We start from the raw sequence: 17,934 nt of genomic DNA, 5'->3' as shown, positions 1-17,934 counted from the left end.
TCGCGTCCAAGCTTCAAATGTGTAAACGATGTCCCCGGTTTCAGATGTAAACGATGTCTACGGTTCTACACCCGCGCTGGGGGGCGCAGCCGCCCCAAACCCAGGCACCTCGGTCCTCCTGAAATACCGCGGCGTCTTTGTTGGGGCGGCTGCGCCCCCCAGCGCGGGGCAAGCCCGCTCACTACAGAGTTTGGTCGCGGCAGGTTTTCTTAACTGACTAGCATTAGGGCACGCCCGCTCCCACATGGGTTATGCGTTCAACCGCACTTGCTTTTCCAGCTCAGCTTTCAGGCCGGGTTCGAGTTTGAGCTGGCGGGCCAGTTCGTCGAGGTAGGCTTTTTCCATGAAGTTTTCTTCGTCGACCAGCATCACGCTGGCGATGTACATCTCGGCGGCCATTTCCGGCGTGGCGGCAGCGCGGGCGACGTCGGTCGGATCGAGCGGTTTGTTGAGCTCGGCGTGCAGCCAGCGTTGTAGCTCGAGGTCGTTGTCCAGCTTGGTGAACTCCCCTTCGATCAGCGCCCGCTCACGCTCATCGACATGCCCGTCGGCCTTGGCGGCCGCCACGAGTGCCTTGAGGATGCCCTGGCTGTGCTGCTCGACCTGGGCCGGCGGCAGGCGGTCGATGGTTTGCGGTTCGCCTTGCGCTGCGCCGGCCTGTTGCGCCTGCCAGTTGCCGTAGGCCTTGTAGGCAATCACACCGAGTGCCGCCAACCCGCCGTAGGTCAGGGCCTTGCCGCCGAACTTGCGGGCTTTTTTGTTGCCCAGCAACAGGCCCATGGCTCCCGCCGCCAGGGCGCCGCCGCCCGCACCGCCGAGCAGGCTGCCCAGGCCACCAGCGCCAAGCAAGCCGCCCAAGGCACTTTTATCGTCCTGCTTACGTTGGTCACCAGCTTTGTTCTGCAACATATCCTGGCCAGACTTGAGCAACTGATCGAGTAATCCACGGGTATTCATTCACAGCCTCCAGACACTTGGGTTCATAGGACCAATAGGCCCCCAGCGTAAAACTAAGTGCTAAAAAACCCCGATCTAGAGTGCTTCCAGATGTAACTCCGGTGTAAGGCCAGAGATAACGACAGCGGGGCGGCGGAAATGCTTTGTTTCACATGCAAAGCCATCATGCCGCCATCAATCAATTTTCCTGGCTCATCGAACCGCTTAAGCTATCCAGCGTCTGTTTATTGTCCGTAGCGTTTGGCCGAAGGCATGTCCGAACCGTTATTTTTAATCCAGCACGCGCCAAGGCCGGCGCGGGATTTGCTCACGACAGGTTGTCTCTATGCACCGCAGGAATTTGCTCAAAGCATCCATGGCCATTGCGGCTTACACCGGTTTGTCGGCCAGCGGCCTGTTGGCCGCACAGGCTTGGGCCGGCAACCGCGCCGCCGATGGCAAGGCCGTGGCCTTCGATTTTGAGTCGCTGAAGGCCCAGGCCAAACAACTCGCCGGGACCGCATACAAGGACACCAAGCAGGTGCTGCCGCCGACCCTGGCGAACATGACACCGCAGAATTTCAACGCCATCGGCTACGACGGTAACCATTCGCTGTGGAAGGAATTGAACGGCCAACTGGACGTGCAGTTCTTCCACGTCGGCATGGGTTTCAAGACGCCCGTGCGCATGCACAGCGTCGACCCCAAGACCCGTGAGGCGCGCGAGGTGCATTTCCGCCCTTCGCTGTTCAACTATGCCAAAACCACCGTGGACACCCAGCAGTTGACCGGCGACCTGGGTTTCTCCGGGTTCAAGCTGTTCAAGGCGCCGGAACTGGATCGGCATGACGTGCTGTCGTTTCTCGGCGCCAGCTACTTCAGAGCCGTGGACTCCACTGGCCAATACGGCCTTTCCGCACGCGGCCTGGCGATAGATACCTACGCGAAAAAACGCGAGGAATTCCCTGACTTTACGCAGTTCTGGTTTGAAACGCCGGACAAGGACGCCACGCGCTTTGTGGTCTACGCCCTGCTCGACTCGCCGAGCGCCACCGGGGCTTACCGCTTCGATATCGACTGCCAGGCCAACCAAGTGGTGATGGCCATCGATGCGCATATCAATGCGCGCACCGCCATCGAACAGCTGGGCATCGCACCGATGACCAGCATGTTCAGTTGTGGTACTCACGAGCGTCGCATGTGCGACACCATTCACCCGCAAATCCACGACTCGGACCGCCTGGCGATGTGGCGCGGCAACGGTGAGTGGATCTGCCGCCCGCTGAACAACCCGGCCAAACTGCAGTTCAACGCCTTTGCCGATACCGATCCGAAAGGTTTCGGCCTGGTCCAGACCGACCATGAGTTTGCCAGTTACCAGGACACCGTCGACTGGTACAGCAAGCGTCCAAGCCTGTGGGTCGAACCGACGACCGCTTGGGGTGAAGGCTCCATTGACCTGTTGGAAATCCCCACCACCGGCGAAACCCTGGACAACATCGTGGCCTTCTGGACCCCGAAAAAGCCCGTGGCCGCCGGCGATTCGCTCAACTATGGCTACAAGCTTTACTGGAGTGCATTGCCGCCGGTCAGCACACCGTTGGCGCAGGTCGACGCCACACGCTCAGGCATGGGTGGCTTTACCGAAGGTTGGGCACCGGGCGAGCACTACCCTGAAGTGTGGGCGCGCCGGTTTGCCGTGGACTTCAAGGGCGGCGGCCTGGACCGCCTGCCGGCCGGCACCGGGATTGAGCCGGTCGTGACCTGCTCCCATGGCCAGGTGAAGGATTTCAGCGTGCTGGCGCTCGACAACATCAAGGGCTATCGCATTCTGTTCGATTGGTACCCCACCAGCGACAGCGTCGAGCCCGTGGAATTGCGGCTGTTTATCCGCACGCAGGACCGTACCCTGAGTGAAACCTGGCTGTATCAATACTTCCCGCCGGCACCGGAACAGCGCAAGTACACCTGACGCACCGGTTGCCATAATGTGGGAGGGGCATCGCGCCTCCCACATATCAAACGGGTGGTTCAGAACCGCGAAACACTCTTCATCGCCCCGATCAGATACCGCATCGCCACTTGATCGCTCTCGGTCAGGGCGCGGTACTGCGCCAGTAATTCGGCCTCATCCGAACTCAACCTTCGGCTACGCAAGAACACCCTGCGGGTCAGAAAAGACACCACCACACCCGCTACACCATAGGACTTGGCCATGGACTGCTTCTCCTGAAATCGATCAAATATTCCTCATGCCCATTACCCGCCTGCCGTGAAACGCAATGTCTTCAAGGACTCACAGCCTGATTCCCTGGGCCAGAAACCGGGCTTACCCTAAGCGTAGAAACTATCTCGCCATGCGTGGGATTTTTTTAGAGTATTCACTTAAAATTTTTCTTCGGTAACAAACACCTACAGGGCATTCTCACGAAGAGGACGATACAGCGGGCGTTCATAAGCCTGCGCGGACCTTTTAATACGCCTTCGACCTACATTGAGAAGTCCCTTTTCAGCGATCCAGGATCGACATGCCAGTTAAACGCAGGCAAGAAAAAACCCACCGTGCCAGGGTGGGTTTTGGCTGCGTGTGCAGGTGATCAGTCCCTGAGATCCGACTCGTGGATCGGCTGGTCGCGATGGGTCGCCCGTTGGTACTGCGCCGGCCAGATGGCTTTGCGCCCGCCCAGATCATCGTCGGCATGCAACGGCCAATAAGGGTCACGCAGCAGTTCACGAGCGAGGAAAATGATGTCCGCCTGGCAGGTACGCAGGATGTGTTCGGCCTGGGCCGGCTCCGTGATCATGCCGACAGTGCCGGTGGCAATACCGGACTCTTTGCGCACTCGCTCGGCAAAACGGGTCTGGTAGCCCGGGCCGGTGGGAATCTCGGCATTGGCGGCGGTGCCGCCGGAAGACACGTCGATCAAGTCCACGCCGAGGTCTTTGAGGCGGCGCGCCAGCTCCACGGTTTCATCGGGGTTCCAGCCATCTTCCACCCAGTCGGTGGCCGACACCCGCACAAACAACGGCAACTCCTGGGGCCACACGGCGCGGACGGCCTCGGTCACCTCCAGCACCAGCCGGATGCGGTTTTCAAAGGAACCGCCATAGCGGTCCTGACGCTGATTGCTCAGGGGCGACAGGAATTGGTGCAGCAGGTAGCCGTGGGCGGCGTGGATTTCCACCACTTCGAACCCGGCGGTCAAGGCGCGCTTGGCGGCAGCGACAAAATCGGCAATCACCTGCTGGATCTGCCCCTCGTCCAGCGGCTTGGGTTGGGTATGGTTGGGATCAAAGGCGATCGGCGACGGCCCCACCGGCACCCAGCCGCCTTCTTGCGGCGTGACACTGCCGTGTTTGCCGATCCACGGCCGATGGGTGCTTGCCTTGCGCCCGGCATGGGCCAGTTGAATACCGGCCACTGCCCCCTGGGCCGCAATAAACCGCGTAATGCGCTGCAGGGGTTCGATCTGTTCGTCGTTCCACAGGCCCAGGTCCTGGGCAGTGATGCGGCCATCGGCAGTGACGGCGGTGGCTTCGGTAAATATCAGGCCGGCGCCCCCCACGGCACGGCTGCCGAGGTGCACCAGGTGCCAGTCATTGGCCAGGCCGTTTTCGCTGGAATACTGGCACATCGGCGACACCGCAATACGATTGAGCAGGGTCAATTGGCGCAGTGTGTAAGGTTCGAGCAGCTGACTCATGGCGCACCTCTTCTGGACTTTTTGGGCACTTTTTGCAGGAGCGCGCTTGCTCGCGAAAGCCTCACGGGCGCCGCGCTCATCCAGGATAAACGCGTTAACGTTGACGTTTTTCGTGGGCAAGCGCGCTCCTGCATAACAGTGCTTAGAGCCTAGTCGACAACGATGGATTGCACAGGGTTCAGAAACAAAGCGGGAGCCGATTGCCGGCTCCCGTGCTGCAAAAACTTACATCTCGACCTGGGTGCCCAACTCGATCACCCGGTTTACCGGCAGCTTGAAGAAGCGCAGGTTGCCGTTGGCATTCTTCAACATGAAGGCAAACAAGCTTTCGCGCCACCGCGCCATGCCCTTGATACGCGAGGCGATCACCGTTTCGCGGCTGAGGAAGTAGGTGGTGCGCATCGGGCTGAAATCCAGGTCGTCCAGATGGCACAGTTTCAAGGCTTCGGGCACATCCGGCTCATCGGTAAAGCCGAAATGCAGGATCACCCGGAAGAACCCTTCCCCGTAGGCGTCCACTTCGAAGCGCCGTGAAGCGGGCACGCGCGGGATATCTTCGTAGACCACCGTCAGCATCACCACCTGCTCATGCAGCACCTGGTTATGCAACAGGTTGTGCAACAACGCATGGGGCACGGCGTCAGGCCGCGCGGTGAGGAACACAGCCGTGCCCTGCACGCGATGCGGCGGCTGCACGCGGATGCTGCTGATAAAAATCGGCAGCGGTAGCCCGCCTTCCTCAAGGCGGTCCATCAGCAGTTCCTTGCCGCGCTTCCAGGTGGTCATCAGGATAAACAGCACAATCCCCGCCAACACCGGGAAGGCGCCGCCCTGGACGATCTTGGGTACGTTGGCGGCGAAGAACAGGCCGTCCACCAGCAGGAAACCGATCAGGACCGGAATCGCCAGCACCGGTGGCCATTTCCACAGCAACAGCATCACCGCCGATACCAGGATGCTGGTGATCAGCATCGTGCCCGTCACCGCCACCCCGTAAGCCGAAGCCAAGGCGTTGGAGGATTCAAAACCCAGCACCAGCAGGATCACGCCGACCATCAGCGACCAGTTCACCGCGCCGATGTAGATCTGGCCTTGCTCGGCGCTGGAGGTGTGCTGGATGTGCATACGCGGGATGTAGCCCAGCTGGATCGCCTGGCGGGTCAGGGAAAACGCCCCGGAAATCACGGCCTGGGACGCAATCACCGTGGCCAGCGTCGACAGCGCGACCAGCGGGATCAATGCCCAGTCCGGTGCCAGCAGGTAGAACGGGTTACGCGCCGCCTCGGGGTTTTCCAGCAGCAAAGCACCTTGGCCGAAGTAGTTGAGCACCAGCGCCGGCAGTACCAGGGCAAACCAGGCACGGGCAATCGGCTTGCGCCCGAAGTGGCCCATGTCGGCATACAGGGCTTCGGCACCGGTCAGGGCCAGTACCACTGCGCCGAGAATCGCCACGCCCATGCCGGGATGGGACACGAAGAAACGCACGCCCCACGCCGGGTTCAGTGCATTGAGCACTTCCGGGTGTTGCAAAATGCCGTGGATGCCAAGCCCGGCCAACACCAGGAACCACACCACCATCACCGGCCCGAAGAGCTTGCCGATGCGGTCGGTGCCGTGCTTCTGGATCAGGAACAGCCCGACCAGTACCACCAGCGACAGCGGCACCACCCAGCGTTCGAGACCGTCAAAGGCCAGCTCCAGACCCTCGACCGCCGACAATACCGAGATCGCCGGGGTGATCATGCTGTCGCCGTAGAACAGCGCCGCGCCGATCAAGCCGAGGATCACCAGCACCGAACGCAGTTTCGGGTAAGGCGACGCCGCCCGCCGCGCCAGCGCCGTCAGGGCCATGATGCCGCCCTCGCCCTGGTTATCGGCACGCAGAATGAACAGTACATATTTGATCGACACCACCCAGATCAGTGACCAGAAGATCAGCGCGAGAATGCCGAAGACCCCGTCATGGTTGACCTGAACCCCGTAACCACCTGTGAACACTTCTTTAAGGGTATAGAGCGGGCTGGTACCGATATCGCCGTAAACCACCCCGACCGCCGCCACCAGCATGCCAATCGGCTTTGCGTTGGAATGCTCGGCACCTGCTGCCTGACTACTTGCCTGACCCATCAACCACTCCTGCCCTTTGACCTGAGGTCTTATATAACCAGCGCATCTGAGCTGACCCTAGCATGCGCTGATTTACTTCTCGTAACAGACGTTTTATTGACCTCGGGGTTTTACCCGTGCGCAACGGCGCGAAGCATAGCGCAGCACTCGTCGTATTTCCCTGCTCAAGTGATTCGAGTGTCTTTTTATGCGGTCTTTACATAGACGTCACTGCAGCTTGGAGCCTTTTTGCCTGCATTGATCACCTTAACGGCCAGCCGTATATTTTCGGCCCGGCTCAGTAGTGCTGCCTCAGTGGTCTAAGCGAAAACTTTTTGACCAACGTACCTGATCAATAAATCGTGATCCCGCATGGCACGCGCCGTCGATACAAAAAATTCAATCATCGACCTGTCTCTTTTAAGGTACATTCCTCATGTACGAAGTGAAACACGTACTGTCAGCCAATGGCGTGGATATCTATCAAGCTTGGCTAGACACCGTGCAAGACACGCGTTCAAAAGCGAGAATCACCACCAGAGTGGACCGGGCGTCCCTTGGCCACTTTGGCATTACCGAGCCCGTGGGTGATGGAGTTTTTGAGATGAAGCTCGATTTCGGACCAGGGTTTCGTGTGTATTACGCAATTCAGGATCGGAAGATTGTTTTCCTGTTGGGCGGTGGTTCCAAGACCAGACAGCAAAACGATATCGATCAGGCCAAGGCTCTCTGGAAATCTTACAAGGTGCAGCAAAAATGACCATTCGTACTCGCTCTCATGAAGACAGCGTTCTCGAAATGCTCCGAAACGACGAAGCCTTTGCTCTCGAGTATCTATCTGTAGCACTTGAGGAAATCGATGAGGCCGGGGGTGAGGACGCCTTCCTTGTCGCAATTCGTCGAGTGGCGGAGGCTCGTGGTGGGATGCTCAGCTTGTCGCAGAATACGGGGCTCAATAGAGCCAATCTCTATAGATCCATCGCTATCGGTGGCGACCCAAAGCTCTCCACGCTCTTGAAGGTGCTTCAAGCTTTAGGTGTGGGCATGTCTAAAGTTGTTTCACACCGCGCAGAGCATGACGCCCGGGCTTAAGAGCATGGTAAGGGCTGTACGGTTTCCCCAATACAGCACTCGTCGTATTTCCCTGTATAAAGCTGGTCAAGTGCGTTGCCCGTCGCTAGAATTGCGCACTTTTTGATCAGAGGCGCGCCAAGCGCCCGTCTACCGCCTTGTCGTGCCCGACTGGCGGCGTCATTCAATACCGAGGTTAGACATGTCCACCACTCCCGCGACGGCCAATCCCAAGGTCGGCTTTGTTTCCCTGGGTTGCCCGAAGGCGCTCGTAGACTCCGAGCGCATCCTGACGCAACTGCGCATGGAAGGCTATGACGTGGTGTCCACTTATCAGGACGCCGACGTAGTGGTGGTCAACACCTGCGGTTTCATCGACTCGGCCAAGGCCGAATCCCTGGAAGTGATCGGCGAAGCCATCAAGGAAAACGGCAAGGTCATCGTGACCGGCTGCATGGGCGTGGAAGAAGGCAACATCCGCAACGTGCACCCAAGCGTGCTGGCCGTGACCGGCCCGCAGCAGTACGAGCAGGTGGTCAATGCCGTGCACGAAGTGGTGCCGCCCAAGCAGGACCACAACCCGCTGATCGACCTGGTGCCGCCGCAAGGTATCAAGCTGACCCCGCGCCACTACGCGTACCTGAAGATTTCCGAGGGCTGCAACCATAGCTGCAGCTTCTGCATCATCCCCTCGATGCGCGGCAAGCTGGTCAGCCGCCCGGTGGGTGACGTCCTCGACGAAGCCCAGCGCCTGGTCAAATCCGGCGTGAAAGAGCTGTTGGTCATCTCCCAGGACACCAGCGCCTACGGTGTCGACGTGAAGTACCGCACCGGTTTCTGGAACGGCGCGCCGGTGAAAACCCGCATGACCGAACTGTGCGAAGCCCTCAGCAGCCTGGGCGTGTGGGTGCGCCTGCACTACGTTTACCCGTACCCGCACGTCGACGAACTGATCCCGTTGATGGCCGCCGGCAAGATCCTGCCGTACCTGGACATCCCGTTCCAGCACGCCAGCCCGAAAGTGCTCAAGGCCATGAAACGTCCGGCCTTCGAAGACAAGACCCTGGCGCGCATCAAGAACTGGCGCGAGATCTGCCCGGAATTGATCATCCGCTCCACCTTCATCGTCGGCTTCCCTGGCGAAACCGAAGAGGACTTCCAGTACCTGCTGGACTGGTTGACTGAGGCGCAGCTGGACCGCGTCGGTTGCTTCCAGTACTCGCCGGTCGAAGGTGCCCCGGCCAACCTGCTGGACCTGGCCGTGGTGCCGGATGAAGTCAAGCAGGACCGTTGGGAGCGTTTCATGGCGCACCAACAGGCCATCAGCTCGGCGCGCCTGCAACTGCGCATCGGCAAGGAAATCGAAGTGCTGATCGACGAAGTCGACGAGCAAGGCGCGGTGGGCCGCTGCTTCTTCGATGCGCCGGAGATCGACGGTAACGTGTTCATCGACGATGCCAGCGGCTTGAAGCCAGGCGACAAGGTCTGGTGCACCGTGACCGATGCCGACGAATACGATTTGTGGGCTGAAAAGCGCGACTGATCAGCGCCTTTGAAATATTTTAAAAAAGCCCTGCCTCTGGACAAGATGCGGGGCTTTTTTAGGTCTATCGTTTGCCCATCGTCGCCGATCATCGGCAAGGGGCAGCGGGCATGCGTCAGCATTCAGTTATCCATACACCCAAAAGCAGCGACTACACGCACCTGGCGCAGCTCTGGGAAGACTCGGTGCGGGCGACCCACAATTTCCTGCCGGACAGTTACATCGTATTGCTTAAGGAACTGGTGCTGACGCGTTACCTGGACTCGGTGATGCTGATCTGCACCAAAGACCGGAACCAACGCATCACCGGGTTTGCCGGGGTAGCGGGCGGAAAGGTCGAGATGCTGTTTATCGCCCCCCAGTACCGTGGCCAGGGCCTGGGCCGCCAACTGTTGCGATACGCGATCGAGCACCTGCATGCCGATGAATTGGACGTCAACGAACAGAACCCGCAGGCCTTGGGCTTCTACTTCAAACAAGGGTTCGAGGTGATCGGACGCGCAGAGCAGGATGGCCTGGGCCAGCCGTATCCTCTGCTGCACATGCGTTTGCGCCAGGTGCAGCAACGAGCCCAACCCGGCTAAATGAAATGGAGCCGGGATTAACCGCGCCCACACAGGTACAATAGCTGCCCCCTTTTGTTACGGCCCTTGTCATGACTGACCCCATACGCCTCTCCAAACGTCTGATCGAACTGGTTGGCTGCTCCCGTCGGGAGGCTGAGCTGTTTATCGAAGGCGGCTGGGTCTCGGTGGACGGTGAAGTGATCGACGAACCGCAGTTCAAGGTCACCACCCAAAAAGTCGAACTCGACCCCGAGGCCAAGGCCACCGCGCCAGAGCCGGTGACCCTCCTGCTGCACGCGCCTGCCGGCGTGGATGCCGAGACCGCCATGGCCTCGATCAGCGCCGAAACCTTGTCGGATGAACACCGTTTCGGCAAGCGCCCGCTCAAGGGCCACTTCCTGCGCCTGACCGCCAGCGCCGATCTGCAAGCCAAGGCCAGCGGCCTGCTGGTGTTTACCCAGGACTGGAAAATTCTGCGCAAGTTGACCGCCGACGCCGCCAAGATCGAGCAGGAATATGTGGTGGAGGTCGACGGCGAGATGGTTGCCCATGGCCTGAACCGCCTGAACCACGGCCTGACTTACAAAGGCAAGGAACTGCCGGCGGTCAAAGCCAGCTGGCAGAACGAAAACCGCCTGCGTTTTGCGATGAAAAACCCGCAACCGGGCGTGATTGCCTTGTTCTGCGAAGCGGTCGGCTTGAAAGTCATCGCCATCCGGCGCATCCGCATTGGCGGCGTGTCCATCGGCAAAGTGCCGGTGGGCCAATGGCGCTACCTGTCCGCCAAAGAGAAATTCTAAGCCACTGCCCCTTTTTATCGACATCGCCCCATGACGGCGGTGTCCTCAGTTGAATACCAGGATTGCCTACCATGATTCACAACGACGTACTGCGCAGCGTGCGCTACATGCTCGACATCAGCGACAACAAGATGGTCGAAATCATCAAGCTCGGCGGCATGGACGTGACCAAGGACGATTTGCTGACCTACCTCAAGAAGGATGAGGAAGAAGGCTTTGTGTTCTGCCCGGACGAAGTCATGGCTCACTTCCTCGACGGCCTGGTGATCTTCAAGCGCGGCAAGGACGAAAGTCGTCCGCCGCAACCGATCGAAACCCCGGTGACCAACAACATCATCCTCAAGAAACTGCGTGTGGCCTTCGAACTGAAGGAAGACGACATGCACGCGATCCTCAAGGCCGCCGAGTTCCCAGTGTCCAAACCGGAACTGAGCGCACTGTTCCGCAAGTTCGGCCACACCAACTATCGCCCGTGCGGCGACCAGTTGCTGCGTAACTTCCTCAAGGGCCTGACCATGCGCGTTCGCCCCTGAACCATGGGTTACAACGTCTCCCCCGTCGGCTTTGTGCGCTCCTGCTTCAAGGAGAAATTCGCCATCCCGCGCCAGCCACAACTGGCGCCTGCCGCGCGTGGCGTGCTGGAGCTGGTGGCGCCGTTTGACGGCGGTGAGGCGGTGCAGGGTCTGGAACAGGTCAGCCATGTGTGGCTGCTGTTCCTGTTTCATCAGGCCCTGGAAGACAAGCCCCGCCTGAAAGTGCGCCCACCGCGCCTGGGGGGCAACACGTCCATGGGCGTGTTTGCGACCCGCGCGACTCACCGACCGAACGGCATCGGCCAATCGGTGGTGAAGCTGGACAAGGTGGAACCCGGTCGGCTGTGGATTTCCGGAATTGACCTGCTCGATGGCACGCCAGTACTGGATATCAAGCCCTATGTGCCCTACGCCGACATTATCGGCAGCGCCACCAACAGCATCGCCAGCAGCGCGCCGCCGCTAATCCCGGTGCAATGGCTGAAGACCGCCCTGCATCAGGCACAAGGCCATGCGCACAGGCTGGATGAGCCGTTGGTGGAATTGATCGAGCAATGCCTGGCACAGGACCCACGGCCGGCCTATCAGACGCCTGGGCCTGAGCGTGAGTATGGCGCGCAGTTCTGGGATGTGGATGTGCGTTGGCACTATCCCGAGGCCGGAGTGATTTGCGTGCTGGAAGTGCTTGCCGCTGGATAAACCGTAAACCCGATATGGGAGGGGGCTTGCCCCCCTCCCACATTTTGACCGCGCTTACTTCTCGACGAACGCACGCTCAATCAGATAATCGCCCGGCTCACGCATGCGTGGCGAAACCTTCAGGCCGAAGCTGTTCAGCACTTCGCTGGTTTCGTCCAACATGCTTGGGCTACCGCACAACATGGCGCGGTCATCTTCAGGGTTGATCGGTGGCAGGCCGATATCGCGGAACAACTTGCCGCTGCGCATCAGGTCGGTCAGGCGCCCTTCGTTTTCGAACGGCTCGCGGGTCACGGTCGGGTAGTAGATCAACTTGTCACGCAGCGCCTCACCGAAGAACTCGTTCTGCGGCAGGTGCTCGGTGATGAATTCGCGGTAGGCGACTTCGTTGACGTAACGCACGCCGTGGCACAGGATCACCTTCTCGAAACGCTCGTAGGTTTCCGGGTCCTGGATCACGCTCATGAACGGAGCCAGGCCAGTACCGGTGCTGAGCAGGTACAGGTGTTTGCCCGGCTTCAAATCGTCGAGCACCAGGGTGCCTGTCGGTTTTTTGCTGATGATGATCTCGTCGCCTTCCTTCAAGTGCTGCAATTGGGAAGTCAGCGGGCCATCGGGCACCTTGATGCTGAAGAATTCCAGATGCTCTTCCCAGTTAGGGCTGGCGATGGAGTAAGCACGCATGAGCGGGCGGCCGTTGGGCTGTTGCAGGCCGATCATCACGAACTGACCGTTCTCGAAGCGCAGGCCCGGATCGCGGGTGCACTTGAAGCTGAACAGAGTGTCGTTCCAGTGATGAACACTGAGGACACGCTCGTGGTTCATGTTGCTCATGTACGGGGGACTCCTGGAAATGGGTCTGCGCCAGAAATATAGGTGCGCAATTGCAGCGTATTCTAATGGCGGCGACAATATCTGTTAACTGGATTATTAAGATAAGGGTTATCGGTTATATCGATATGCGATTTACTCTCCGTCAACTGCAGGTTTTCGTCGCCGTCGCCCAGCAGGAAAGCGTCTCGCGCGCTGCTGGCCTTCTGGCCTTATCTCAATCCGCCGCCAGCACCTCGATCACCGAGCTGGAGCGTCAATCCAGTTGCCAACTGTTCGACCGCGCCGGCAAGCGCCTGAGTCTCAACGCCCTCGGGCATCAACTGTTGCCCCAGGCCGTCGCGCTTCTAGACCAGGCCAAAGAGATCGAAGACCTGCTCAACGGCAAGTCCGGCTTCGGCTCGCTGGCGGTCGGCGCCACCCTGACCATCGGCAACTACCTGGCCACGCTGCTGATCGGCAGTTTCATGCAACAGCACCCGGAGAGCCAGGTGAAGCTGCATGTGCAGAACACTGCACATATCGTGCACCAGGTGGCGCACTACGAAATTGACCTGGGTCTAATCGAAGGCGACTGCAGCCACCCGGACATCGAGGTGCAAACCTGGGTAGAAGATGAGCTGGTGGTGTTCTGCGCACCGCAACATCCCCTGGCCAAGCGCGGCGTGGCGAGCATGGAAGAATTGACCCATGAGGCGTGGATCTTGCGTGAACAAGGTTCGGGCACGCGCCTGACGTTTGACCAAGCCATGCGCCATCACCGCAGCGCGCTGAATATCCGCCTGGAACTGGAACATACCGAGGCGATCAAGCGCGCGGTGGAGTCCGGGCTGGGCATCGGCTGCATCTCCCGGCTTGCGCTGAGGGATGCATTCCGCCGTGGCAGCCTGGTGCCGGTTGAAACCCCGGACCTGGACCTGGCCCGGCAGTTCTACTTCATCTGGCATAAACAGAAGTACCAGACCTCCGCCATGCGCGAGTTCCTGGAACTATGCCGCGCTTTCACCGCCGGCGTTCAGCGCAGCGACGAAATCGTACTGCCGAACATTGCCTGATCCTCAGATCAGGATCACGGCCCATACCAGGGTAATCATGGTCAGCGCCACCAGTTGCGCGGCGCTGCCCATGTCCTTGGCGTTTTTCGACAAGGGGTGACGGTCCAGGGAAATGCGGTCAATGGCGGCCTCTACCGCCGAGTTGAGCAATTCGACGATCAACGCCAGCAGGCACACGGCGATCAGCAAGGCGCGTTCAACCCGGCTGACATGCAGGAAAAAGCTCAACGGAATCAGGATGACGTTCAGCAACACCAGTTGGCGAAACGCCGCCTCGCCGGTGAAAGCTGCACGCAGGCCATCCAGGGAATAGCCCCCTGCGTTGAAGATACGTTTGATACCGGTTTGACCCTTGAAAGGCGACATAGAGATAGGCAACTGAACCAAAGAAGTGGGGAAACTAGATCACGCAAAGTCAAAAAAGCGTGAATGCGTTGCAGCTTAATGCTGTGAAATTGACTCAAGTTGTTGCAAGAGTAACGCGGCCTGGGTGCGCGTACGCACGCCCAACTTGCGAAAGATCGCGGTGACATGAGCCTTGATGGTCGCTTCCGACACACTCAACTCGTACGCAATCTGCTTGTTCAACAAGCCTTCGCACACCATGGTCAGCACCCGGAACTGCTGGGGGGTCAGGCTGGCCAAACCGTCACGGGCGGCTTTGGCTTCGTCGGATACGTTGACCTCTTCGAATGCCTGCGGCGGCCAGGACACATCGCCATCAAGCACCTTGCGCACGGCGTTCTGGATATCCTCCATGGCACTGGACTTGGGAATGAAACCGCTGGCACCAAACTCCTTGGAACGCACCACCACGTCGGCCTCTTCCTGGGCGGACACCATGACCACCGGGATCTGCGGGTATTGCCCGCGCAGCAATACCAAACCCGAAAAACCATAGGCACCGGGCATGTTCAGGTCGAGCAGCACCAGGTCCCAGTCGGATTTTTCGGTGAGGCGGACCTCCAGTTCGGCGATGCTGGCCACCTCGACCAACCGGACATCGGGGCCAAGGCCCAGGGTTACGGCCTGATGCAGTGCACTGCGAAACAGCGGATGGTCATCGGCTATCAGGATTTCGTATGTGGCCATTGATTAAATGATCCTGTTTTTTGGGGTGCCCGAGGAGGCATTTTAGCGGGGGATTCGGCTACGGTGCCATCATGCAAACGTCGTCTGGTGATACCGTCGCAATGTAGGGCGTCAGGCGCCTATGGACGCTATCCCCCAGGTCCAGGGGCATCTGGAACTTGGCAGCCAGGTAATGAGTGCTGAATACATCGAGGTAAGCATCCAGCACTTCGCTCGCCGCCTGATCGGCAGCCAACTCCAGGCACAGCGCCGCGACTTCTGCGGTACAGAAATGATCATCGCGCTTGGAGCGACGCAGCTTGTACCGCGACAGCTGTTCCGGTGCAAGGCTCAGCACCGGCAAGTGCTCCAGGTACGGACTTTTGCGAAACATCTTACGCGCCTCACTCCAAGTGCCATCCAGCAAGATAAAGAGTGGACGCTTGCTCTCCTCCACCCTGACTTCGCTGACAACCCGTTCAGGCGCGACGAACTCGCCGGGGAACACGATATACGGTTGCCATTGCGGATCAGCCAGCAACGTGAGCAATTGGGGATCGACTTCGGTGCGTGACCAGGCGAACGCAGTGGTGTCAGCGATCACATCGGCAATCAACCAGCCAGTGTTACTCGGCTTCATTGGCTCCACATCGTGCATCAGCAGGCACATCGCCGACCGGGCCTGCACCTGGGGTCGCCAGGCGCACAGGCAATACTGGGGAATAACCCGGCAGCCTGGGCATCGCTCGGCACGCGAACCCCGATTGAGGAATGGCCTGACAGCACGTGCCAGACGCTCGGAACGCAGGCGGGAGACGGCGTGGCTCATGGAATACGCCGCAAGGAGGGATAAATCGACACAGGAGAACTCGATGAAGGCTTAAGTGGCAGCAGTTTACCAGCGATACGCCTGGCTGTAGTGGCAAGGGGTCACCTATAATTGCGCGCCACTGAACGCACAGCGCAGTGGCTGGTCTATGCACCAGTAACCGAATCAGGAGAGTTTCATGCTGCGTTCCATGCTGCGTCTTGTCGCCCCATCCGTCGCCCTTGCGTTGGTCATACCCGCAGGCGCCCATGCGGCCTCGCTGCTGGAGGCCCAAATGAACAGGAAGCTGCAAAGCGTCGCGGCCGAGAGCAACAAGGACCTGCCCCGGGAAATCGATGAAAAAACCCTGGAAGTGGCCTACACCGTTGAAGGCATGCAGCTGATCGACCACCTGAGCGTGCAGCCTGATCGAGCGCAGCAAATGCGTGACAATCCGAAAGCCGTCTATTTCCAGTTGGGGCAAAGCGTATGCCTGAACCAGGGCTACCGCGAACTGATGGCCAAGGGTGCGGTGATGCGTTATGAAATCACCGAGAACAAGACCAATCGCCCAGTGGCGTCGGTCAAATTCGTAGAATCCGATTGCCCGGCACCGGCTGCGGCCAAGAAGAAAAAGTAACCTTTGCTCGTTCCCCGCGCGCTGCTGTCCAGCGGTGCGCTCTTGCCCCAGCTTGCGTTCCCGCCCCCGCTAAACTTCATGCTGAATGACCAATAAGCGGTTGCCAGCCATGGGTTTTTCGGCACATGATCAAGCCATCCCCTTATCGTCGCTCACAGCCGTTTCACCTGCTGTTCTGTAACATTTTCAGGGCAAAAGAGGCCTGCCTTACTGCGGCACGCCATGACACATGCAGTGTCGTGGCCACCGACGATGCGTTCGTCGACTACCCAGGCCCTGCAAGAAAAGGAGACGTTGAATGCCTTACGAATCGAATGATCGCCTGCTTCGCCATTTTGAAGAACACGGGGCGGACCTCACACAGCAGGTCGACGCGCAGCTCCAGCTGATAGCCGCCAACAGCCCGAATATCCCCCTTTATCGCGACATGATTCTCACCGTTTTGCGCATGGCTCAAGACGACCGTAACCGCTGGAACGCCAAAATCACCCTGCAGGCGATCCGTGAGCTGGATAACGCCTTCCGTGTACTGGAACAATTCAAGGACCGGCGCAAGGTGACCGTGTTCGGCTCGGCCCGCACCCCCGTCGAAAGCCCGCTATATGCCTTGGCGCGGGAAGTCGGCGCGATGCTGGCACAGTCAGACTTGATGGTGATCACCGGCGGCGGCGGCGGCATCATGGCGGCAGCGCACGAAGGCGCAGGCCTGGAACACAGCCTTGGTTTCAATATCACCCTGCCGTTTGAACAGCACGCCAACCCCACCATCGATGGCACCGAGAACCTGTTGTCATTCCACTTCTTCTTCACCCGCAAGCTGTTCTTCGTCAAGGAAGCGAACGCGTTGGTGCTCTGTCCGGGAGGCTTCGGCACCTTGGACGAAGCGCTGGAAGTATTGACGCTGATCCAGACCGGCAAGAGCCCACTGGTACCGGTGGTGCTGCTGGATGCACCGGGGGGCGGGTTCTGGCAAGGCGCCTTGGACTTTATCCGCAGCCAGCTGGAAGCCAATCGCTACATCCTGCCCACCGACCTTAAATTGGTGCGCCTGGTGTACAGCGCCGAAGAAGCAGTAGAAGAGATCAACCGGTTCTATGCCAACTTCCACTCCACGCGCTGGCTGAAACGCGAGTTTGTGGTGCGCATGAATCATCCGCTGAGTGATCGTGCACTGGCCCACTTGCAGAGCGAATTTGCCAGCCTGCGCCTGAGTGGTGAGTTCCAGCAGCTTGCCTACACGGGCGAAGACCACGACGAGCCGAGGTTCAGCCATTTGACACGGCTGGTGTTCAACTTCAATGGACGGGATCAAGGCCGGCTGCGGGAGTTGGTGGACTACATCAACTTGCCGGAGAACTGGGCACCGGCCCAGGGTAAGACCCAACAGCGGGTGGAGCCGGAGACGGCTTGATTTTTGAGCAAAAAAAAAGGCCCACTATTTTCATAGTGGGCCTTTTTGGTGTTCTTGGTATAGCAACTGCTGTGCAGCCCTGCCGCCTTTAACCGGTGAGATGAGAACGGGTCATCTGTAGTGAGCGGGCTTGCCCCGCGCTGGGTGGCGAAGCCGCCCC

The 17,934-nt window shown here is 59.4% G+C and carries 19 protein-coding genes; 11 read left to right on the top strand and 8 right to left on the bottom strand.

All coding sequences use genetic code 11. The annotated features are described in order from the left end of the window. Positions 1-249: 249 nt before the first annotated feature. Complete coding sequence (locus C9383_RS01855) at positions 250-957, bottom strand: tellurite resistance TerB family protein (protein ID WP_090366436.1); 708 nt, start codon at positions 955-957, stop codon at positions 250-252. A 325-nt stretch (positions 958-1,282) separates the two neighbouring features. Here C9383_RS01855 and C9383_RS01850 point away from each other — a divergent pair, with 325 nt between their 5' ends. Next, a complete protein-coding gene (locus tag C9383_RS01850) occupies positions 1,283-2,908 on the top strand; it encodes a glucan biosynthesis protein D (protein WP_090366438.1) in 1,626 nt (541 codons plus the stop codon). A 59-nt stretch (positions 2,909-2,967) separates the two neighbouring features. Here the strand turns inward: C9383_RS01850 and C9383_RS01845 are convergent, their stop codons facing one another. The 3 genes from C9383_RS01845 to C9383_RS01835 all read right to left on the bottom strand — a co-directional run bounded on the left by C9383_RS01845 (position 2,968) and on the right by C9383_RS01835 (position 6,767). After that, positions 2,968-3,153: a hypothetical protein gene (locus tag C9383_RS01845; protein ID WP_060753994.1), complete on the bottom strand. Its 186-nt coding sequence runs from the start codon at positions 3,151-3,153 to the stop codon at positions 2,968-2,970. 380 nt (positions 3,154-3,533) lie between these two features. After that, the gene (locus C9383_RS01840) at positions 3,534-4,640 is read right to left on the bottom strand and encodes an NADH:flavin oxidoreductase/NADH oxidase (RefSeq protein ID WP_060753993.1); all 1,107 of its coding nucleotides are present in this window, start codon (positions 4,638-4,640) and stop codon (positions 3,534-3,536) included. A gap of 225 nt (positions 4,641-4,865) precedes the next feature. Next, entirely contained in the window at positions 4,866-6,767 is a 1,902-nt protein-coding gene (locus tag C9383_RS01835; protein ID WP_090366440.1) for a potassium transporter Kup, read from the bottom strand. Between the two features lie 415 nt (positions 6,768-7,182). On the opposite strand from C9383_RS01835, the gene C9383_RS01830 reads away from it, so the two are divergent. From C9383_RS01830 to tsaA, 7 genes are all read left to right on the top strand, one after another. Then, positions 7,183-7,506 (top strand): type II toxin-antitoxin system RelE/ParE family toxin, encoded by a 324-nt coding sequence (locus C9383_RS01830; protein ID WP_090366441.1) that lies wholly within the window; start codon positions 7,183-7,185, stop codon positions 7,504-7,506. Then, positions 7,503-7,838, top strand: a complete 336-nt coding sequence (locus C9383_RS01825) for an addiction module antidote protein (RefSeq protein WP_090366443.1) — start codon at positions 7,503-7,505, stop codon at positions 7,836-7,838. The genes C9383_RS01830 and C9383_RS01825 overlap by 4 nt, the downstream gene beginning before the upstream one ends. A 181-nt stretch (positions 7,839-8,019) precedes the next feature. Further along, positions 8,020-9,360, top strand: a complete 1,341-nt coding sequence (gene rimO / locus C9383_RS01820; protein WP_090366444.1) for a 30S ribosomal protein S12 methylthiotransferase RimO — start codon at positions 8,020-8,022, stop codon at positions 9,358-9,360. Positions 9,361-9,470: 110 nt separating this feature from the next. Next, entirely contained in the window at positions 9,471-9,944 is a 474-nt protein-coding gene (locus C9383_RS01815) for a GNAT family N-acetyltransferase (protein WP_090366446.1), read from the top strand. 71 nt (positions 9,945-10,015) lie between these two features. Beyond that, on the top strand, positions 10,016-10,726 hold the full coding sequence (locus C9383_RS01810; RefSeq protein WP_090366447.1) for an rRNA pseudouridine synthase: 711 nt from the start codon (positions 10,016-10,018) through the stop codon (positions 10,724-10,726). Between the two features lie 71 nt (positions 10,727-10,797). After that, the gene (locus tag C9383_RS01805) at positions 10,798-11,259 is read left to right on the top strand and encodes a YehS family protein (RefSeq protein WP_060753988.1); all 462 of its coding nucleotides are present in this window, start codon (positions 10,798-10,800) and stop codon (positions 11,257-11,259) included. A gap of 3 nt (positions 11,260-11,262) precedes the next feature. Further along, positions 11,263-11,958 carry a tRNA (N6-threonylcarbamoyladenosine(37)-N6)-methyltransferase TrmO gene (gene tsaA, locus C9383_RS01800; protein WP_090366449.1) on the top strand — a complete coding sequence of 232 codons (696 nt, stop codon included), beginning with the start codon at positions 11,263-11,265 and terminating at the stop codon, positions 11,956-11,958. A 54-nt stretch (positions 11,959-12,012) separates the two neighbouring features. Here tsaA and fpr read toward each other — a convergent pair whose 3' ends face one another. Next, a complete protein-coding gene (gene fpr, locus C9383_RS01795) occupies positions 12,013-12,792 on the bottom strand; it encodes a ferredoxin-NADP reductase (protein ID WP_017529767.1) in 780 nt (259 codons plus the stop codon). A 125-nt stretch (positions 12,793-12,917) separates the two neighbouring features. On the opposite strand from fpr, the gene C9383_RS01790 reads away from it, so the two are divergent. After that, positions 12,918-13,844, top strand: a complete 927-nt coding sequence (locus C9383_RS01790) for a LysR family transcriptional regulator (protein WP_060753986.1) — start codon at positions 12,918-12,920, stop codon at positions 13,842-13,844. A 3-nt stretch (positions 13,845-13,847) separates the two neighbouring features. On the opposite strand, the gene C9383_RS01785 is transcribed toward C9383_RS01790, so the two are convergent. From C9383_RS01785 to C9383_RS01775, 3 genes are all read right to left on the bottom strand, one after another. Next, positions 13,848-14,216: a diacylglycerol kinase gene (locus C9383_RS01785; protein ID WP_174554045.1), complete on the bottom strand. Its 369-nt coding sequence runs from the start codon at positions 14,214-14,216 to the stop codon at positions 13,848-13,850. A gap of 69 nt (positions 14,217-14,285) precedes the next feature. Further along, on the bottom strand, positions 14,286-14,936 hold the full coding sequence (gene erdR, locus C9383_RS01780; protein WP_060753984.1) for a response regulator transcription factor ErdR: 651 nt from the start codon (positions 14,934-14,936) through the stop codon (positions 14,286-14,288). 58 nt (positions 14,937-14,994) lie between these two features. Continuing rightward, positions 14,995-15,744 carry a tRNA-uridine aminocarboxypropyltransferase gene (locus C9383_RS01775; protein WP_090366452.1) on the bottom strand — a complete coding sequence of 250 codons (750 nt, stop codon included), beginning with the start codon at positions 15,742-15,744 and terminating at the stop codon, positions 14,995-14,997. 178 nt (positions 15,745-15,922) lie between these two features. Here C9383_RS01775 and C9383_RS01770 point away from each other — a divergent pair, with 178 nt between their 5' ends. Then, complete coding sequence (locus C9383_RS01770) at positions 15,923-16,363, top strand: PA3611 family quorum-sensing-regulated virulence factor (RefSeq protein WP_090366453.1); 441 nt, start codon at positions 15,923-15,925, stop codon at positions 16,361-16,363. A 298-nt stretch (positions 16,364-16,661) separates the two neighbouring features. Then, a complete protein-coding gene (locus tag C9383_RS01765; RefSeq protein WP_090366455.1) occupies positions 16,662-17,774 on the top strand; it encodes an LOG family protein in 1,113 nt (370 codons plus the stop codon). The last annotated feature ends 160 nt before the right edge of the window (positions 17,775-17,934 follow it).

This window comes from Pseudomonas palleroniana, assembly GCF_003031675.1.
Taxonomy (GTDB): Bacteria; Pseudomonadota; Gammaproteobacteria; order Pseudomonadales; family Pseudomonadaceae; genus Aquipseudomonas; species Aquipseudomonas palleroniana.
This window is presented reverse-complemented; position numbering and strand designations above follow the sequence as displayed.

Bases quoted from the DNA above. Each gene is read 5' to 3' on its own strand.
- C9383_RS01855 (WP_090366436.1), bottom strand. From the start codon at position 957: ATGAATACCCGTGGATTACTCGATCAGTTGCTCAAGTCTGGCCAGGAT.
- C9383_RS01850 (WP_090366438.1), top strand. From the start codon at position 1,283: ATGCACCGCAGGAATTTGCTCAAAGCATCCATGGCCATTGCGGCTTAC.
- C9383_RS01845 (WP_060753994.1), bottom strand. From the start codon at position 3,153: ATGGCCAAGTCCTATGGTGTAGCGGGTGTGGTGGTGTCTTTTCTGACC.
- C9383_RS01840 (WP_060753993.1), bottom strand. From the start codon at position 4,640: ATGAGTCAGCTGCTCGAACCTTACACACTGCGCCAATTGACCCTGCTC.
- C9383_RS01835 (WP_090366440.1), bottom strand. From the start codon at position 6,767: ATGGGTCAGGCAAGTAGTCAGGCAGCAGGTGCCGAGCATTCCAACGCA.
- C9383_RS01830 (WP_090366441.1), top strand. From the start codon at position 7,183: ATGTACGAAGTGAAACACGTACTGTCAGCCAATGGCGTGGATATCTAT.
- C9383_RS01825 (WP_090366443.1), top strand. From the start codon at position 7,503: ATGACCATTCGTACTCGCTCTCATGAAGACAGCGTTCTCGAAATGCTC.
- rimO (WP_090366444.1), top strand. From the start codon at position 8,020: ATGTCCACCACTCCCGCGACGGCCAATCCCAAGGTCGGCTTTGTTTCC.
- C9383_RS01815 (WP_090366446.1), top strand. From the start codon at position 9,471: ATGCGTCAGCATTCAGTTATCCATACACCCAAAAGCAGCGACTACACG.
- C9383_RS01810 (WP_090366447.1), top strand. From the start codon at position 10,016: ATGACTGACCCCATACGCCTCTCCAAACGTCTGATCGAACTGGTTGGC.
- C9383_RS01805 (WP_060753988.1), top strand. From the start codon at position 10,798: ATGATTCACAACGACGTACTGCGCAGCGTGCGCTACATGCTCGACATC.
- tsaA (WP_090366449.1), top strand. From the start codon at position 11,263: ATGGGTTACAACGTCTCCCCCGTCGGCTTTGTGCGCTCCTGCTTCAAG.
- fpr (WP_017529767.1), bottom strand. From the start codon at position 12,792: ATGAGCAACATGAACCACGAGCGTGTCCTCAGTGTTCATCACTGGAAC.
- C9383_RS01790 (WP_060753986.1), top strand. From the start codon at position 12,918: ATGCGATTTACTCTCCGTCAACTGCAGGTTTTCGTCGCCGTCGCCCAG.
- erdR (WP_060753984.1), bottom strand. From the start codon at position 14,936: ATGGCCACATACGAAATCCTGATAGCCGATGACCATCCGCTGTTTCGC.
- C9383_RS01775 (WP_090366452.1), bottom strand. From the start codon at position 15,744: ATGAGCCACGCCGTCTCCCGCCTGCGTTCCGAGCGTCTGGCACGTGCT.
- C9383_RS01770 (WP_090366453.1), top strand. From the start codon at position 15,923: ATGCTGCGTTCCATGCTGCGTCTTGTCGCCCCATCCGTCGCCCTTGCG.
- C9383_RS01765 (WP_090366455.1), top strand. From the start codon at position 16,662: ATGCCTTACGAATCGAATGATCGCCTGCTTCGCCATTTTGAAGAACAC.